Annotated in this window: 12 protein-coding genes and 1 pseudogene; 10 read left to right on the top strand and 3 right to left on the bottom strand. The window is 60.2% G+C overall.

The genetic code is table 11. The features are described from left to right. Positions 1-310: 310 nt before the first annotated feature. From EFY87_RS19460 to EFY87_RS19450, 3 genes are all read right to left on the bottom strand, one after another. The gene (locus tag EFY87_RS19460) at positions 311-1,264 is read right to left on the bottom strand and encodes a CE1 family esterase (protein ID WP_123273150.1); all 954 of its coding nucleotides are present in this window, start codon (positions 1,262-1,264) and stop codon (positions 311-313) included. Beyond that, the gene (locus tag EFY87_RS19455) at positions 1,254-2,453 is read right to left on the bottom strand and encodes an ATP-grasp domain-containing protein (RefSeq protein WP_158607728.1); all 1,200 of its coding nucleotides are present in this window, start codon (positions 2,451-2,453) and stop codon (positions 1,254-1,256) included. Before EFY87_RS19455 ends, EFY87_RS19460 begins: the two co-directional genes overlap by 11 nt. A gap of 63 nt (positions 2,454-2,516) precedes the next feature. Beyond that, positions 2,517-3,854, bottom strand: a complete 1,338-nt coding sequence (locus tag EFY87_RS19450; protein ID WP_158607727.1) for an acyl-CoA dehydrogenase family protein — start codon at positions 3,852-3,854, stop codon at positions 2,517-2,519. A gap of 247 nt (positions 3,855-4,101) precedes the next feature. Here EFY87_RS19450 and rfbB point away from each other — a divergent pair, with 247 nt between their 5' ends. The 10 genes and pseudogenes from rfbB to EFY87_RS20130 all read left to right on the top strand — a co-directional run bounded on the left by rfbB (position 4,102) and on the right by EFY87_RS20130 (position 15,318). Continuing rightward, a complete protein-coding gene (gene rfbB, locus EFY87_RS19445) occupies positions 4,102-5,112 on the top strand; it encodes a dTDP-glucose 4,6-dehydratase (RefSeq protein ID WP_123273147.1) in 1,011 nt (336 codons plus the stop codon). Then, entirely contained in the window at positions 5,112-5,930 is an 819-nt protein-coding gene (gene rfbD, locus EFY87_RS19440; protein ID WP_123273146.1) for a dTDP-4-dehydrorhamnose reductase, read from the top strand. Before rfbB ends, rfbD begins: the two co-directional genes overlap by 1 nt. Then, complete coding sequence (locus EFY87_RS19435; RefSeq protein WP_220093721.1) at positions 5,927-7,057, top strand: DUF1972 domain-containing protein; 1,131 nt, start codon at positions 5,927-5,929, stop codon at positions 7,055-7,057. Before rfbD ends, EFY87_RS19435 begins: the two co-directional genes overlap by 4 nt. Continuing rightward, entirely contained in the window at positions 7,023-8,132 is a 1,110-nt protein-coding gene (locus EFY87_RS21420) for a glycosyltransferase (protein ID WP_123273144.1), read from the top strand. The genes EFY87_RS19435 and EFY87_RS21420 overlap by 35 nt, the downstream gene beginning before the upstream one ends. Positions 8,133-8,344: 212 nt before the next feature. Further along, a complete protein-coding gene (locus EFY87_RS20135) occupies positions 8,345-9,430 on the top strand; it encodes a hypothetical protein (protein ID WP_148043420.1) in 1,086 nt (361 codons plus the stop codon). Beyond that, positions 9,427-9,840: pseudogene (locus EFY87_RS21415) on the top strand (glycosyltransferase); the annotation flags it as partial. The gene EFY87_RS20135 and the pseudogene EFY87_RS21415, both read left to right, overlap by 4 nt. Positions 9,841-10,530: 690 nt before the next feature. Then, positions 10,531-11,277, top strand: a complete 747-nt coding sequence (locus EFY87_RS21060; protein WP_245988772.1) for a glycosyltransferase family protein — start codon at positions 10,531-10,533, stop codon at positions 11,275-11,277. Between the two features lie 1,022 nt (positions 11,278-12,299). Beyond that, complete coding sequence (locus EFY87_RS19415; protein ID WP_148043419.1) at positions 12,300-13,376, top strand: glycosyltransferase family 4 protein; 1,077 nt, start codon at positions 12,300-12,302, stop codon at positions 13,374-13,376. Between the two features lie 43 nt (positions 13,377-13,419). Beyond that, positions 13,420-14,037, top strand: coding sequence for a class I SAM-dependent methyltransferase (locus tag EFY87_RS19410; RefSeq protein WP_123273140.1), 618 nt, complete (start codon positions 13,420-13,422; stop codon positions 14,035-14,037). Beyond that, positions 14,038-15,318, top strand: coding sequence for a hypothetical protein (locus tag EFY87_RS20130; protein ID WP_148043418.1), 1,281 nt, complete (start codon positions 14,038-14,040; stop codon positions 15,316-15,318). The last annotated feature ends 216 nt before the right edge of the window (positions 15,319-15,534 follow it).

The raw sequence follows: 15,534 nt of genomic DNA, 5'->3' as shown, positions 1-15,534 counted from the left end.
GCCCGAACCACGAAAAATACTGCGAACACGCAGAACCCGACATCAGAACCACACCCGCGGCCGAAGCCAATCAGCTACTCGCGGATCTGGGTCTGACGTCGAACGGCTCACTTTACGCTGTCCACAGGCCTGCGCACCTCCTCGCGTGAGCGTCAAGTGTCGTGGGACATGCGCGTCCAGTCAGGTGAGACGGCGACGTACGTTAGCACTCCGTGGAGTGCGGGCTGTGACGGAACGAACTCCTCCTTCCGAGGTCACGGCGCACGCGAAGCCCACGCGCCGGGGGGTGCTTTGGCTCCGCGATTACTCGTCAGCTATGCATCATCGGCAGGTCGTCGACGAGCGTACCGATGTCGGCCGGCCAGCTGTGCCCGCCGCCAACCAATGTCCGCAACGACACAGACACATCGTCTCGACATCCCGAATATGTAGTGATGCGCACGCCCGGTTGGGCGGCTGTCGAATTGGGAACGGAACGACAGCCGTCGAGTGACGCCCACCGTGCCACTGCGGCGGGAGCAGACAAGACCGTCGTGCCACCGCCGACACCCACGAAATGGCCCCCGTCGTAGGGGATGGCAGTGTCGTTCGTGCCGTGCACCTCCAAGACCGAGATCGGCGCTGCTGGCGCGCACGACGCGGACACGGTGACGGGGAGGGGCCCGGATACGGGAACTATCGCGCGAAGGACGCCCGCGAGTCGACATCCCAGCAGATCTGTCAGCAGGGCTCCATTCGAGAAGCCGGTTGCGACAACTCGGGACCGATCGACATTCGAGGTACGTTCGATTACGGCAAGGGCGGCTTTGGTAAAGGCGACGTCATTGATGCCCGCACGTTCGGCTGGCGTGTGCCCGGCGCCTTCGTTCCAGGTGTCCTGATAGCCCTGGAGGAAGGCGACGAGGAACCCATGTGCGTTCGCGATACGGTCGAAGTCCGTCGATGACTCGGTGCCGGAGGCTGTGGCGAGCGCACCGTGGTACACCAACACCAGTGGTAGGGCTGTACCACGCGCTGCCTGAGGTGGAGTGTGCAGGATGAGAGTGCGCACGTGTCCGTCGACCCGGGTGCTCAAGGTTCGATCGTCTGCCGCTGCCGGTCGGGTAGCGATGGGCGTCATCGACGCGGGGTGGCTGATGGAGCCTGCAATAGGCGCGATGCTCCCGGTGCTGCGCACGACCATCAGCGCGACGACGGCGAGCACCACAACGAGAACAGCGCCGCCTGCGACCGCGCGTCTCTTGCGCATCGGGTCAGACGCCATCGATGCTGACCACTGATTCGACTTGATGGAAAAGAGATCGGAAGCTGTCGTGGCTTTCCGTGCTCCCGAGCACCGAGAACACGTGACCGTGGTTGCCGTCACGCCAGTCGACCGAGTGGCCAGGGCCACGGTTCAGTGCGATCTCATGCACATCGGAGAGCGACTGCAACTCCGTCAGCCCACTCACCGATGTCACGCGACTGATCCGGTTCGGTGGTTGTACATACAACAAATATCCGACGCCGGCCGGGTCAGGCACGTCCATCACTACGTTCTCGCCCAGGGCAATGCGAATGGCGATACCGAGAAAGTCGACATTCGTGATCAGCGCAAGCATTTCAGGAACGCCACCACCGATCCTGCCGTTGACCTCGATGACCACAGGCCCGGTCGGTGTCAGTTTCACCTCGGTGTGGAAGCAGCCGATCGTGGCGCCGAGGGCAAGGATCGAACGCTCGGCTGTCTCCCGGATCGTCGCCGCCAGGGTCGTCTCCACAGCGGCTGGAATGAAGAAACCCGTTTCACGGAAGGGCTGTGCGGGCGGTGTGCGGCCCGTGACCGCCAGATGTTGAAGAGTGCCATGGGATATGAAGCTCTCAACAGACACGTAGTTGGCGAAGCCCTCCCCGCAGACCGGGCGGTCGATGTCGGGAATGTACTCCTCGAGAACCCAATCGCCCAGGGCGTCGTCATCGCGCGCGGCGGTCTCCACGACCTCGCGCGCGTGTGCCGCGGACGTGGCGGCAAGAGTGTTTCGACTCCCCTCGCCGCGCCGGGGCTTTAACACCGCCGGGAAGTGGCATTCGGCGGCTATCCGCTCCCATTCCACCGATGAGGTTCTGGAGTTGACGACGGTGCTTCCTGGCGCGGCCAGGCCCGCAGCCCGGAAGGCGTCCCGTTGCGCGAATTTATCGGTCAGGCGCACGGCCGCATCGACGCCGAGAAAGGGGAGTTCCAGCTCGGCCGCGACGTGCGCGGTCCAAACCAGAAGGTCATCAGCGAGGGCCAGGACGCCGTCGGGACGATGCGTGGCGGTGGCGCTGGCGGCTTGGCCAGGACTCATTCCGCTGATGTCGATCACCGTCCCGGTGCGTGCCAAGAGCTTCGTCATCGACCCGACATCCGGATCCGAGGCGTCCACCAACCAGAGCAAATCACATCGACCGCGCGCAGCCGCGATGATTGCCATCGTGGGAAACGAGTGCGGATGGTACGCGTAAGCGAGGCGTGGTCGTGTCTCGCTCATGTCGGCTCAGAGCGTCTTGCGCACGGCTAGCAGACCGGCATTGTCACCGAGCAGCCGTTCGTTGCTCACCATCACCAGTCCGCCGTGCGCATCGCGGATGATCCGGTCGAGTGCGAACGGTGTGGTCCTCCTGAATCCGGCCATGCCACAGATCTGAAGAGCGGACGTTGCAGTGGACACTGCGAGCTCCGACGTCGACACCTTGAGCGAACGCAGCGCCACCATGAGTCCGGCGTCTTCGCCATACCCAGCGCGATCCAGTTCTGCGTATTGCAGTGCCACCCCGAGGAGCTGGCACCGCGCTGCCTGGACATCGATGGCCAGTTCGGACAGCCGGAGCGCTGACGGAGGGAGAGCACCGATGCTTCGTCTGGCTGCAGCGCGCACGAAGGCGTGTGCCTTCGCGGCCGCAGCCTCGGCGAGGCCGACCCACGCCGCGCAGAGGAGGATCTGCCGCGCTTGAGCGGCACCGTCGTTAGAGATCGTTGCGAACGGCACAGGAAAGATGTCCTCATCCGCGATGGTCGCGGACAAGCGGAATCCGGACGAACACGTTCCCCGTAGCCCCATCGTGTTCCATTCGCTGGTGCACTCGAGCGTGAGGTTCTCAGCGCGGCAAACCATCATGATCTGATCGGTGTCCGCGGCATCGGGAGAGCGTCGTGCAATGGTCACGATGCCGTCGGCATACTCGCCGTAGGAAACCGCGAGCGCCTCCTTCTCAAGGTGTCCGCCTCCCGTGCCCGGTTCGAGCGCACAACGACTTCGGGTGACGTCTCCCCCCAAGCCGACTTCACTGTTCGCGTTTGCGAGAAGCATGCGGCCGGTAGCGACCTCCTCCAGCAGCTTCCTGAGCCCGGGCGTCGTGCCGTGACGGACAAGGTTGAAGACTTCGATGCTGTGCATCCCCAAGATGAGGGCGCTGGACGTGCAGTGCATGGCCACGGCACGGACCGCACCTGCGACCTCGAGGAGAGTCGCGCCCTTCCCTCCCAGTTCCGCCGGGACCAACGCTGCGAGTAGCCCGCTCTGGCGGAGCGCATCGACCGTCTCGACCGGGAACCGCGCCTGCGCATCCACTTCGTCGGCGACGGGTCCGGCAATCTCAGCGCCGATCTTCCAGGCGACCTTCTCAAGTTCGCCCCGGGCGACGAGAGGCGCCGTTAGCGCATCGAGGAAATTGGTCGCGCACGACGCCGCATTCGGATCAGTGTCCATCAATAGGCTCCCACCTAGAAGCGGCAAGTAACTACAAGCAGTGGCACATGATCCCACACGCTCGCGGTGCCACGCTGTACGTCCGTGCGGTGGCTCACCGATATGTGCCGGGCCGTGGACGCGCATGCGGGGGCGGGGCCCTGCTTGAAGCGCGGGATGCGGCTCACCCCGAGCAGATCTTCCTGACCGCATCCGTGCTGGCCATCCGGCCCTGGGGCGTTCCGTGCAAGCAAGTAGAGCGCTCGCCGTCAGTCGGAGGAGTCGCCCTCAACAGGTGGCTATGCCTGTCGATTCGCATGGGCTCTGTCTCCTGCGGTGGCCGCGTCGCAAGACCGAATCGTCGTTTTGGCCGCCGTGCGGCTAACATCTGCTCGTGCATGTGCTAGTTACAGGTGGGGCGGGCTTCATCGGAAGCAACTTTGTGCACCTCACGCACGCGACTCGCCCGGAGGTGCGGCTGACTGTGCTGGACGCGTTCACCTATGCCGGTGACCGGGCGTCGCTCCTCGGCCTGGACGACCGGGTGGACATCGTCGAGGGCGACATCACGGATGCCGAGACGGTCGACCGGCTGGTCGGTGCTGCGGATGTTGTGGTGCATTTCGCCGCCGAGTCGCACAACGACAACTCGCTGGCCGCGCCGGCACCGTTCGTGCACACGAACCTGGTGGGCACCTACACCTTGCTGGAGGCGGTGCGCAAGTACGACGTGCGCTACCACCACATCTCCACGGACGAGGTCTATGGCGACCTGGAGCTGGACGACCCCGAGCGGTTCAGTGAGGCCACGCCATACAACCCGAGCAGTCCCTACTCCGCGACGAAGGCGGGCAGCGACCTGCTGGTGCGCGCGTGGGTGCGTTCGTTCGGGGTGCGCGCGACGATCAGCAACTGCTCCAACAACTACGGGCCGCGCCAGCATGTGGAGAAGTTCATCCCGCGGCAGATCACCAATGTGATCGACGGCGTGCGCCCGAAGCTGTATGGCGATGGCCTCAACGTGCGCGACTGGATCCACGTGGACGACCACAATCGTGCGGTCTGGACGATCATCGAGCACGGCCAGATTGGCGAGACCTATCTGATCGGCGCCGACGGGGAGCACAACAACCGCCAGGTGGTCGAGCAGCTGCTGGTCGCGATGGGCCAGGATGCGAAGGACTACGACCTGGTCACCGACCGAGCCGGGCACGACCGCCGCTATGCGATCGACTCGGCGAAGCTGTGCCGCGAGCTGGGCTGGCAGCCGCAGTTCTCCGACTTCACCGCCGGCCTGATCGACACGATCGACTGGTATCGCGCGAACGAGTCGTGGTGGCGGCCGCAGAAGGCGGCGGCCGAGGCGAAGTATGCCGGCCAGCACGTGATCGGCAGCGCCCGCTGATGCGGTGGCTGGTCACCGGCGGCCGCGGCATGTTCGGCACCGACCTGACGCTGCTGCTGCAGGAGCGCGGCGAGGATGTCGTCGCGGTCGGGTCGGCCGAGTGCGACATCCGCTCGCTGGATGCGGTCCGTGCGACGATGACCGGTTTCGACGTCGTGGTGAACGCGGCGGCGTGGACCGCGGTCGATGACGCGGAGACCCACGAGGCCGAGGCGTTCGCCATCAATGCGACCGGTGCGCGCAACGTGGCGCTCGTGGCGGCTGAGACGGGCACGCGGATGGTGCACATCTCGACCGATTACGTCTTCGACGGCACCGCGACTGAGCCGTATCAGCCGGATCACCCGCAGAACCCGCAGTCGGCATATGGCCGGACCAAGGCCGCGGGGGAGTGGGCGATCCGTGCGGTCAACCGGGACGCGCTGATCGTGCGCACCGCCTGGCTGTATGGCGAGCACGGCCCCAACTTCGTCAAGACGATGCTGCGGCTCGCGGAGGAGCGCGAGACGCTGACGGTGGTCGACGACCAGGTCGGCCAGCCCACCTGGACCCGCGACCTTGCGGCGTATGTCGTGGAGCTCGTCGAGTCGGACAGCCCGGGCGGTTACTACCACGGCTCGTCGTCGGGGCAGACGACGTGGTTCGGGTTTGCCCAGGAGATCTTCCGGGTCGCCGGGCTCGATCCGGCGCGGGTTTTGCCGTGTGGCACGCGAGACTTCCCCACGCCCGCTCGACGTCCGGCGTACAGCGTTCTCGGTGAGCAGCGGCTGCCGGATTGGGCGGCGCCGCTCGCGACCTTAGTGGGGACCCAGACGTGAACTCACGTGCCACGACGGACTTGCCCCGTGTTGCCATCATCGGCACGCGGGGCTTCCCGAGTTATTACGGCGGCTTCGAGACACTCGTCCGTCACTTGGCTCCCTACCTGGCCGAGCACGGCTGGGAGGTCGACGTCTATTGCCGCCCTGGACTGGTCGCCGACGAGAAGATCCCGACCGGTGTGACGCAGCGCTTCACTCGTGGGGTGGACTCGAAGTCGGCGAGCACCCTGTCTTTCGGGTTCAGCGCCTGCGCCGACGCGGCGCGCCGCAAGCCGGACGTGGCGCTGATCATGAACGTCGCCAACGGCTACTTCCTGCCGATGCTCAAGGCACGGGGCATTCCCGTCGTGCTCAACGTCGACGGCTTGGAGTGGGAGCGGGAGAAGTGGAGCGCGCCGGCGAAGCGCATCTTTCACACTGGCGCGACCCTCTCCGCGAAGTTTGCGGACACCTTGGTCGCCGACTCGGTCGAGATCGGCAAATACTGGAAGCAGCATTTCGGTCGTGACACCGAGTTTATCCCGTATGGCGGCACCACCCCGGACAGCCCCAACTCGCACCTGGTGCGGGAGCGTCTTGGCCTGGAGCCAGGCAGCTACGTCCTCGCGGTGGCGCGCTTCGTGCCCGAGAACACCATGCAGGAATTCTTTGACGCCGTGCGGCTGATGGACCCGGAAACGCGGGTCGTGGTCGTGGGCAGCGCCCCGCCCGGGGACCCGATCCAGGACTCCGCCGACCGCCTCGCCGCCGAGCGCCCGAACGTCCAGCTTCTCGGTCACCTCAGCGACGACGAGTTCCTGCACGCCCTGTGGTCCAATGCCGGCGTGTATTTCCACGGGCACTCAGTAGGTGGGACGAATCCTGCGCTTGTCCAGGCGATGGCTTGTGGCGCTCCCACTGTAGTGCGCGACACCATCTTCAACCGGGAAGTCCTCGGCGACCACGGCAGGTTTGCTGCACCCGACGCGAATGCCATCAGCAGCCACCTGATCGCGATTCTGCACAGCGATCCCGACCGCACGGATCTGTCACTAGACGTGAGTGCGCGGTCAGACGAATGTTATTTATGGAAAAGTGTTCTATGTCGATATGGAAAAGTGTTGCGCTGTGCGGCCAGGCACTGAATTTCCAAACCCTGTGGTGGACACCGCAAGGACCACGGAACTGAGAATAATTCCGGAACTTCGCGCCGCCCACGTGGAGAGGCACGCTGCCGCACCCAATGAGGTAATTCTCTACCGGAAGTTAAGCTGGGATCTAGGAGATCGAACGCTGCCAAACACGTGCAGGCGAGCTAGCTTTCCGAGGATAATACGCCATCTGGCAAGCGCTAACGTTGATCTGATAGAGCTTCCAGAGCCGCTGTGGGTTAGGGCACTTCCGCTGACCCTGAGCGCGGGGATTCTCAGTAGGATACTCGCGTGCGGCCGCGCGCGAAACGTGACATATGCAATCGAGAACAACGACATTCGTCAATTAATGGGAATCGGAGGGCTGGCTGGACGCGCGTATGCCTTCATCTTCGTTTGGGGCGGTGGCTTCGTATTCAGGCACCTTCTCGATAAGATTGCGTATGGGAGCGCAGGAGCAGCGTCGACATACTCGGTGATGCGAGGAATGTCATCCGTCGCACACTGTACAATTCCTGAACTCCCTAAGGCTGCAACGAAGCAAACGGACCCCGCGGGGGCGAGAGTGCTTTTTGTGGGACGCTTAGAGCGTCGTAAAGGCATGCATGCGCTTCTTAAGGCATGGCCTGGAGTTGAGCTGCGGCATCCTGCTGCGACTCTTACGATTGTGGGCGACGGAGACTTGCGTCCCGACGTTCAGCAGTGGCAATCGGAGAATCCAGAAAAGAGACATTTTCGAGGTCTAATAGATCACCGAGAGATGTCGTCTCTCTATCGCACGCACAGCGTTCTTGTGGCGCCATCGCAAAGAGAGGGCCGCTGGCGTGAGCAGATCGGGCTCCCGATCAAAGAGGCGCTTTCCTTTGGAATGACGGTTGTCAGCACAGCAGAGACCGGATTGGCGCAATGGCTGAAGAATAACGGCCACTACGTAATCGATGATCCACGTGACTTAGAGGACGCTCTGACACGCGCAGTTTCCGAACCGTTGCACAGAGATAAGGTCTTGCGGAGCCTCCCCGAACTCGATGGACGCAGTGCAGCCGATCGTTGGTTGCGAACACCATGAGTACTGAACCGACGGGCTTGCCGACTCGGAGATCTATCCGAGAGTCAACCGAACCGCGGCTGCGGGCGACAGTATTGTTGCGCCTCCGTACTTTCGGACTTGCGCCGTTTCTGTCTGTCGGGTCTCAGTCCGTCGGCTCTCTTCAGCTCGTACTGCTCGTGTGGCGCGCAGGAGCAAACGCTTACACTGACACGTATTTCTATAGCTTCGCAATGGGAATGCTTCCTATTCAAATCGGGATCGTTGGATTACTGTACCCGATGCTCCTCAATCGACATCGGGCGACGCGGCGGGTCGCCGAAAGAATCGGTTTTCTCGCGACCGCATCTTCGGTAGTTCTCGTGGCTGGCGCGTCGCTCTGGCTCATCCACAATCACCGTGCTGCCTCAACGGTGATTGTGGTTGCATTGCCATCGTTGGCGAACTCGCTGGTGCAAACCAGGGTTTGGTTCCTTGCCGTCGTTGCGGAGGCCGGTGGAAACCCAATGTGGATATCAGGTGTCGCAGTGCCTGCAAATCTACTTGCCGTTTTCACCCTTTTGGTTCCATGGCCCCACCACCTTGCCGTCTCCGCCATGGTCTGCGCGCTCGTTCTCGGAAACCTGATCCTCTGGATAGTCATGTTGCGACGGAGCATTGGCCGAGACGTCCTGGTTGAGCTCCCTGCACACTCCGATGGATTGACTCGGGCCGGAGGCTGGTTCTTTTCTAAGGCGGCTGTAGGATATGGTGGTCTCGCGGTCCTGCAATCTCTTGCGGTTCTGCTGCCCGTCTCCGCAGTGACAATTCTGAACATTGCTGTCAAGGTGGTCGGTTCCGTTGTAGCAACAACGGTTAATGCGGTGATGCCTCGGCTTGTCCACCAGGGTTCTGACTCAGCGCAGCCGGCAATGCGGTTTCTCAAGTCGATTCTCACTGTGGTGGTTCTAATTACCACCATTGGCACTGTGGCGGCGGAGTTGATCCGAGGTCGCGAGGCAGCCTTCACTGTCCTTGCGGTTGGCATGTGGGTCGCTGGTTCGTCGGCTTCGGCCGTAGCGCAGCGCGGCGCATTCCGCTTCTTACCACCGTCAGCGTCGAGGCTGACACTGTGCGTCGTGCCGATCGTGGTCGCGGCCGCCGCAGCCTCGTCCCGGATGCCTGGCTTCAGTCTCCTGGCGTTACTCTGCGCGTATGCGGCAGTCGACGGATTCTCCGGGTCGCTGCTTCTGGGTGCGCTAAAGCAGCGACTATTGTGTGCGGCGGTCCTGTGCTGCATGAGTATTGAGGCCGTCTTGTGGATAGCATCATTTCGATGAAAGGTCACGACTTGAGCCAAGGTGATCCGGAGATTGGGGCTATAGTTGTCCACCATCGCAGTTACGATTCAATATTTGAGACCGTTAGAAGCATAGTTTCCCAGGGCGTCGCCGCGGAAAATATCCTCGTCGTTGACAATTCAGATCAACCCAATTTCCGCGAAAATCTTCGATCAAACATGCCCACGGGAACGCAGGTTGTTTGGGTAGACAACAAGGGTTACGGCGCGGCGGTGAATACAGGGGTTAACTGGTTCCGGCGGCATCGAGAGGTTCCGAAGTACCTATTGGTGTGCACGCACGAAGTCCTGATGGAGACTGGATGTCTCGATGCACTAGTCGCGGCGATGGATTCACCGAACGTTGCAGCCGCGGGACCCACGCTTCTCACAGCGGCGGACAGCACTGATTCGCAGATTTGGTCGCTCGGGGGCTCTGTGAGTCATCTACTTCACAGATGTACCCACATCCGGACCGCGGAACACACTGCGACCACGTCTCGTAGTCAAGTTGCAGATCGGGACTGGCTCGATGGAGCACTTGTGTTGTATAGGACCACAGCACTTCCGGCGAAACCATTTCTTGAAGAGTTCTTCCTATACGTTGAAGAGGTCGACCTCCACCTTCGTCTGCAACTCGCGGGTCATCGTGTTGTCTGGGTATCCAGTGCTATTGCACATCAACGTACCTCCGGCACTCCGCTGTACTACTTCGCGCGTAATACGCGACTGCTCGCCAGACGACACTTGGGCAGGATTCGCGCAGCGGTTTGCCCGGCGGTGCAGATCCTTCGGAGTGCAGTCGGCTGCTTAAAACGTCGAGAGGTAAGGGGATTGAGGGATCTCCTCCGAGGGCTTGTGGATCGCCTACCAGCCACGCATGGGTCAGCAGTTGTCGTCAACCCGTTGGGAGGTGCACTGCATCACTACGGTGAGGAACTCCTTGCGACACTTGAACAGTGTGGTTGGGAGACAGATCTGGTCGCTTTCGAGGAGCCATCGATCAGTGGCGGCTCTCGGCAGCAGTGGCTAAGGAGATACGTCGCGAGCTTGGTCGCTGCGCGTCGGCTCACTCGAGGGGCATCAGATCGACTGATCGTGGTGACATGGCCTGTGCTCGGGTATCTCGATCTGCTCCTGATTCGCGTGTGCGCCGGTCGGGCCGCCTTGGTCATCCATGATCCGGAACCACTGGTCAGGGCGGTTGGGTTGGACACAGGTTCGGCGCGGGTCGCTTCGATCTGTGCGAACGACGTAGTTCTATTAGTGCACAGCGCAGAGGCGCGTAACGCTGTGGAGCAGCGTGGGTTCACGGATCGCGTTCAGCTAGTTGCACATCCGATTGAGCCAAGCTCAAAGGCAGCGAAGGGTACATCGCGCATCGTTGTCTCGGTACTGGGACAATGGAAGCGAGATCGTGATCTCAGATTGATGGAGACAATAGCTACCGTCGCGCCGGGTGACTGGGAGCTTCGCGTCGTTGGTCGCGGCTGGCCGAAGATCGATGGCTGGCACATCGACAATCGATTTGTTAGTGAGCGAGAATTCGACGAGCGTTTGGTGGAGTCATCCGTGGTGCTGATCCCGTATACACGGTTCTACCAAAGTGGCGTCGCTATTCGAGCTTTAGAAAAGAGAGTCCCGGTGGTTGGACCTCGGCAATCCGCATTGGCCCGCATTTTCGGCAAAGATAGCAATCTGTTGGCTGGCGATGACTACGAAGACTGGATTTTGGCGATCAGGTACGCGATTTCCATGCCGCAAGAGGAATTGGATACGATCTGTCGCCGATACAACAAGCATACGACCGACAGCTGGCTCTCAGTAGTTGGAATGCCGCATGGTTGAGCCCGAAGAAAATATTGTAGTCGTCACTCTCGGCGAGAATTCCTCTAGATGGCGAGCGGTGCCGCGTGTTCGAACCGTTGTTACATTGCGTCGCGCGTCTGTATCAGGTCGTCGTGCGGGCTCGCTAGCGCTTGGTCTCGGCCTCGACGCGCTGCTCGTGGCGCTCAAGGTGACATTGACAACTAGGCGGGGCATGTTGCTGGCGACGAACCCTTGGATCGGCGCCAGCCTGAGCTTAATGTCAAGACGTCCACTTGCGGTCACTGGCATATTTGCGGCTCCGGGCAGTCGTTCGTGGAGGATACTTCGGTGGATATTGCGGAAGGATTTGGTTATCGCGGTCGCGAGCGTCGAGGCGCAAAATTGGCGGCGTGCAGGTGGTCGCGCGACAGCGGTCCTGTATGGGAACGAGTTTCCCTACAGCGGATTAAGGACCGTTGACAATGATGGTTCTCCTTTGCGCATTTTTGTCGGAGGCACCTCAGATCGCGATCAGGATCTACTTGAGGAGTTGGAGAAGAAGGTTATAGCCTCGTCTGAGCCGACGATTCTGACGGTGGCAGTCGGCGGGCCGCCGGGTCACGTGACAGGGGATTCCGGCGGCGAGGTCATCCGGTACCCGCAGATGTCTCAGGAGTCGTTTGGCCAATTGATGCGGGGGTCTGACATTGTCTTCTTGCCACTGATGGAAGGAAGTCGAGCTGCTGGGCACATGCTGATCGTTGGAGCACTACAATTGGGAGTTCCTGTAGTATGTACGCCCTGCTCTGGGATGGCAGAATACGCGGATGGAAAATTTGTTCGGACTGTCCCGGGGCACGATTTGATCGCAGAGATTCGGATGGCGGCAGCAGATGCGCCCTCACCGAGTGAAGCACATGACTACTGGAGATCACATTTCGACAGGGATACGTATACCGCCCGTGTTGTTGGTGCGATCTTTGACGCAGAGAGCCGCTCATGAGGCGGCAGATGTATTGGCATCGGGCCAGCCAGTGGTTGTGCGCAGCTAGGTGCCACCCGTGAAGGTCGTTTTGGATGCCTTCTGGTGGACTGAAGGCCCTGAAAGCAATCGAACTGTCACACGTGAGATAATATCGTCTTGGATTTCTGCATTTCCCGAGGATGAGCTCATTATCGCTGCCCGCTCAGCATACGTGAGCGCAGCTCGGAGCGAGCTGGATGATTCTGTGACAGTAGTTCGCACCTGGGGATGGCCACAGTTATTCGTAAACGTGGTGGAACTGCCGATTATTGCGCTTAAGTATCGAGCGGACGTGGTCCTGTCGTTCAACTTTGCGCCGGCATTTGGACGATCTGTCGTCTTTGTGCACGATATGCTATTCATGGATCACCCGCACTGGTTTTCGTTCGCCGAACGAGCCTACTTCCGTGGTATGCCTATAACTCTGCGGTGGGCCAGCGGAGTCGCGTCGTCGTCAGGTGCGGAATCGCAGAGGATAAGTCGTTTGTTGAGTCGACCCGACGTGGTCCCGATTGGACTGGGAATCTCAAAGGAGTTGCGGGATTCAGTTCCGGTGAGGCCACCGTCTGCACCCGATGGGAGTTTCGCTCTAATTGTGGGGCGGCTTGATATTCGGAAGAACATCGATGCGGCGATATCAGCGGCAATAGAATCCTCAGCAATCAGTCCGACCTCCCCGCTACTCGTCGTCGGTGACGGCGAGTATTCGCGTCGCAGGATTGAACCTTCGAGATTCGTGAAAGACGGCATGATGGACGGATCGGTTCGATTGTTGGGTAAGGTTCAATTGGCGGAGTTGCGGTGGCTGTATGAGAACGCTTCGGTTACGTTGTATCTGGCGCTCGACGAGGGTTACGGGTTGCCTCCTATCGAGGCCGCATGGTTCGGGTCCCGCGTTGTGGTGAGCGATATTCCGGTATTTCGTGAGACGATGGGCGGTGCGGCGATGTTCGTGGATCCGACGGATCGGAGTGAGATTTCGCGCGCCATTGATGCCGCTTTCGTTATGGACCGCCTAGGTGGTGACGAGGTTGAGAATTTGCGTAGGCGGCATTGCTGGAAGGACTCGGTGGCTCGGTTACGCGCGGTCGCATGTGAGGCGACAACGCGATGAGAGACGCTGTTCGAGCAAGGGCAGAAGGGGTAAGATCAACTCCATGTTGAAAGATGCGGTCCGGGTGGCAACCGACTATGTCGCAGTTATGATGGCTGACCCAGGTCAAGCGAGGTATACCCGAGCATGGTTGCATTCACGGAAGAGGTCTACATTAGATCTGCGTGTGCCGTGGGTGCCCTTCCGAGTCATTGCGGCCATGGAGGAGCATATCAGCAAGCGGAGCAAGGTCGCGGAGTTCGGTGGGGGTGGCTCCACACTCTGGTTCTCGGATCGGGTTGAGGAGGTGGTTACTGTCGAGCATGACTTGGAGTGGTACCCTGTTCTGGAACAGAAAGTGAGAGATATTCCGAATTCGACCCTGCTGTACAGGTCGGCTGATTCCGGCTATGCGGATTATGTAAATGCGTTGTCGAATTTTTCTGACAGTTATTTCGATGTTATTGTTGTAGATGGTCGAGAGAGAGTTCGTTGCTTCGAGTCAGCAATTCCAAAATTGAAGCCTGGGGGGTTGCTGATCTTGGACAATAGCGATCGGCCACGTTACGCTTCAGTGTTCGATCTGACCGAGTGGTCGTATGTTACTTACTGTGGCTTAACGCCAACGCAAACGCTTCTCGGGCAGAGCACGATCTGGACGAAGTCGCCGGTGGTAGCGTAGATGATCGGTACGCTTTTCGTTCTCCTTCTGGCGCTTGCTGCAGTCGCCATACTTGTTATGGTGTTTCCTGCTGGCTGGCGTCCGCTGATTTTGCCCTTTTCGATTGGGTCATCATTTGCGTTGATTGGAGCTTCGGTTGGCGGCGTGAATCTGTTCACTATACTGACTATGCTGTTCGTATTCACCCGGATATTCCATATGCGTCGTCGAGTTTATTTCGGCGCTATTTCCGGGGTCCTTTTTGTGGTGACTGTAGTATTCGCGCTCACGTCGGTTTCGGGCGATCTTGTAACGAAGTATAGCTTAGCGTTTCAGTTGGTTGGACTCTGTATTTCCGCGCTGCTATTGGGTGCGACGATTGAGAGACGAGATGTGCGGCCACTGGTGGGCGGACTCATTTTTATTACGGTGCTAGCGAGTTTGGTTGGTATTGGACAGAGTTTTGGATTTCTTCCACTGTTCCATGGCCAAGTGGATTTGGACGGCCGTCCTGCGGGGCTTTACCGGGAACCGGATTGGCTCGGACTGATGTGCGCTGTTGGGCTGGTGGCGTCGCTGAGGTCGCGGTTTAAGGGACGTCTGCTGTGGAGTTCGATATTGTTCGTAGGCTTGCTTCTTTCGCTTGCTCGTGCATCATGGATAGCGTTCGCTGGATCTTTTCTGGCATTCTTCTTGTGCGCCCTTTTGTTCGGAGTTAAACGTTCACAGGGAATGAGGCGGCGTGGGGTATTCTCTATCACGGTGGTCGGCGTTGTCGGAGTTTTCTTTGTTCTGAAATTCCATCCGGAGGTATTTGAGCAATTGGTGAGTCGAGCCACGACGTGGGAAGTTGGCGACAATGACATTTCTGCGCAAGCGCGAGTACGGCAGATGGCTGCTTTGCACGAGCTTGCGTCGACGGCCCCTTGGCATGGACATGGTCTGTCGGCGCAGGGAAGAGTGACCGTGTGGGGCGGCATTAATTACGGGCCGTCTAACGCTGCTGTGGCTTCGAACTGGCTCCTCGGAGACTGGGTGGATGGACGCTACCTTGCGGTTCCATTCATTTGCGTGCTGTGCTGCGTGGCTCTATTGTACGCCCGTCGACTTCCTGGGCAATTGGCTGTGCTCGTCTTGATCAATAGCATATTTTCTAATGCGACGTTCATGCCGATCCTGTGGGGCTCGTTGGGGCTGATATTGGGTTATGTTCGACTTGGCATCACGGATCTCGATTCAGGCTTACACCGGGAAGTGGTGAATGAGGAGGTGCTGATTTCGCACGCCTCAATTCAGGTGTGAGATGCCCGAAGTCGCGCGGCCGGCCGTGTCCCGGAACCAGCTTGGTAGTCACGTATACCGTCAAGGGCCACCCGACCCAGTTCCACTTGGCGTGATCTGACCTCTGGTGGCGTGTCTGCGGGCTGGGGAGTATCGCAATTTCGGTGTTTCTGGTCCGTGACACGCCCCGTGAGTGGGGCGGGATCGGAGCAGTAGCGCATGACACTGCAGGACGTG

Source organism: Flexivirga caeni, from assembly GCF_003724155.1.
Classification (GTDB): domain Bacteria; phylum Actinomycetota; class Actinomycetes; order Actinomycetales; family Dermatophilaceae; genus Flexivirga; species Flexivirga caeni.
Note: the sequence above shows the minus strand (reverse complement) of the source record. Positions and strands in the feature narration are given on the sequence as shown.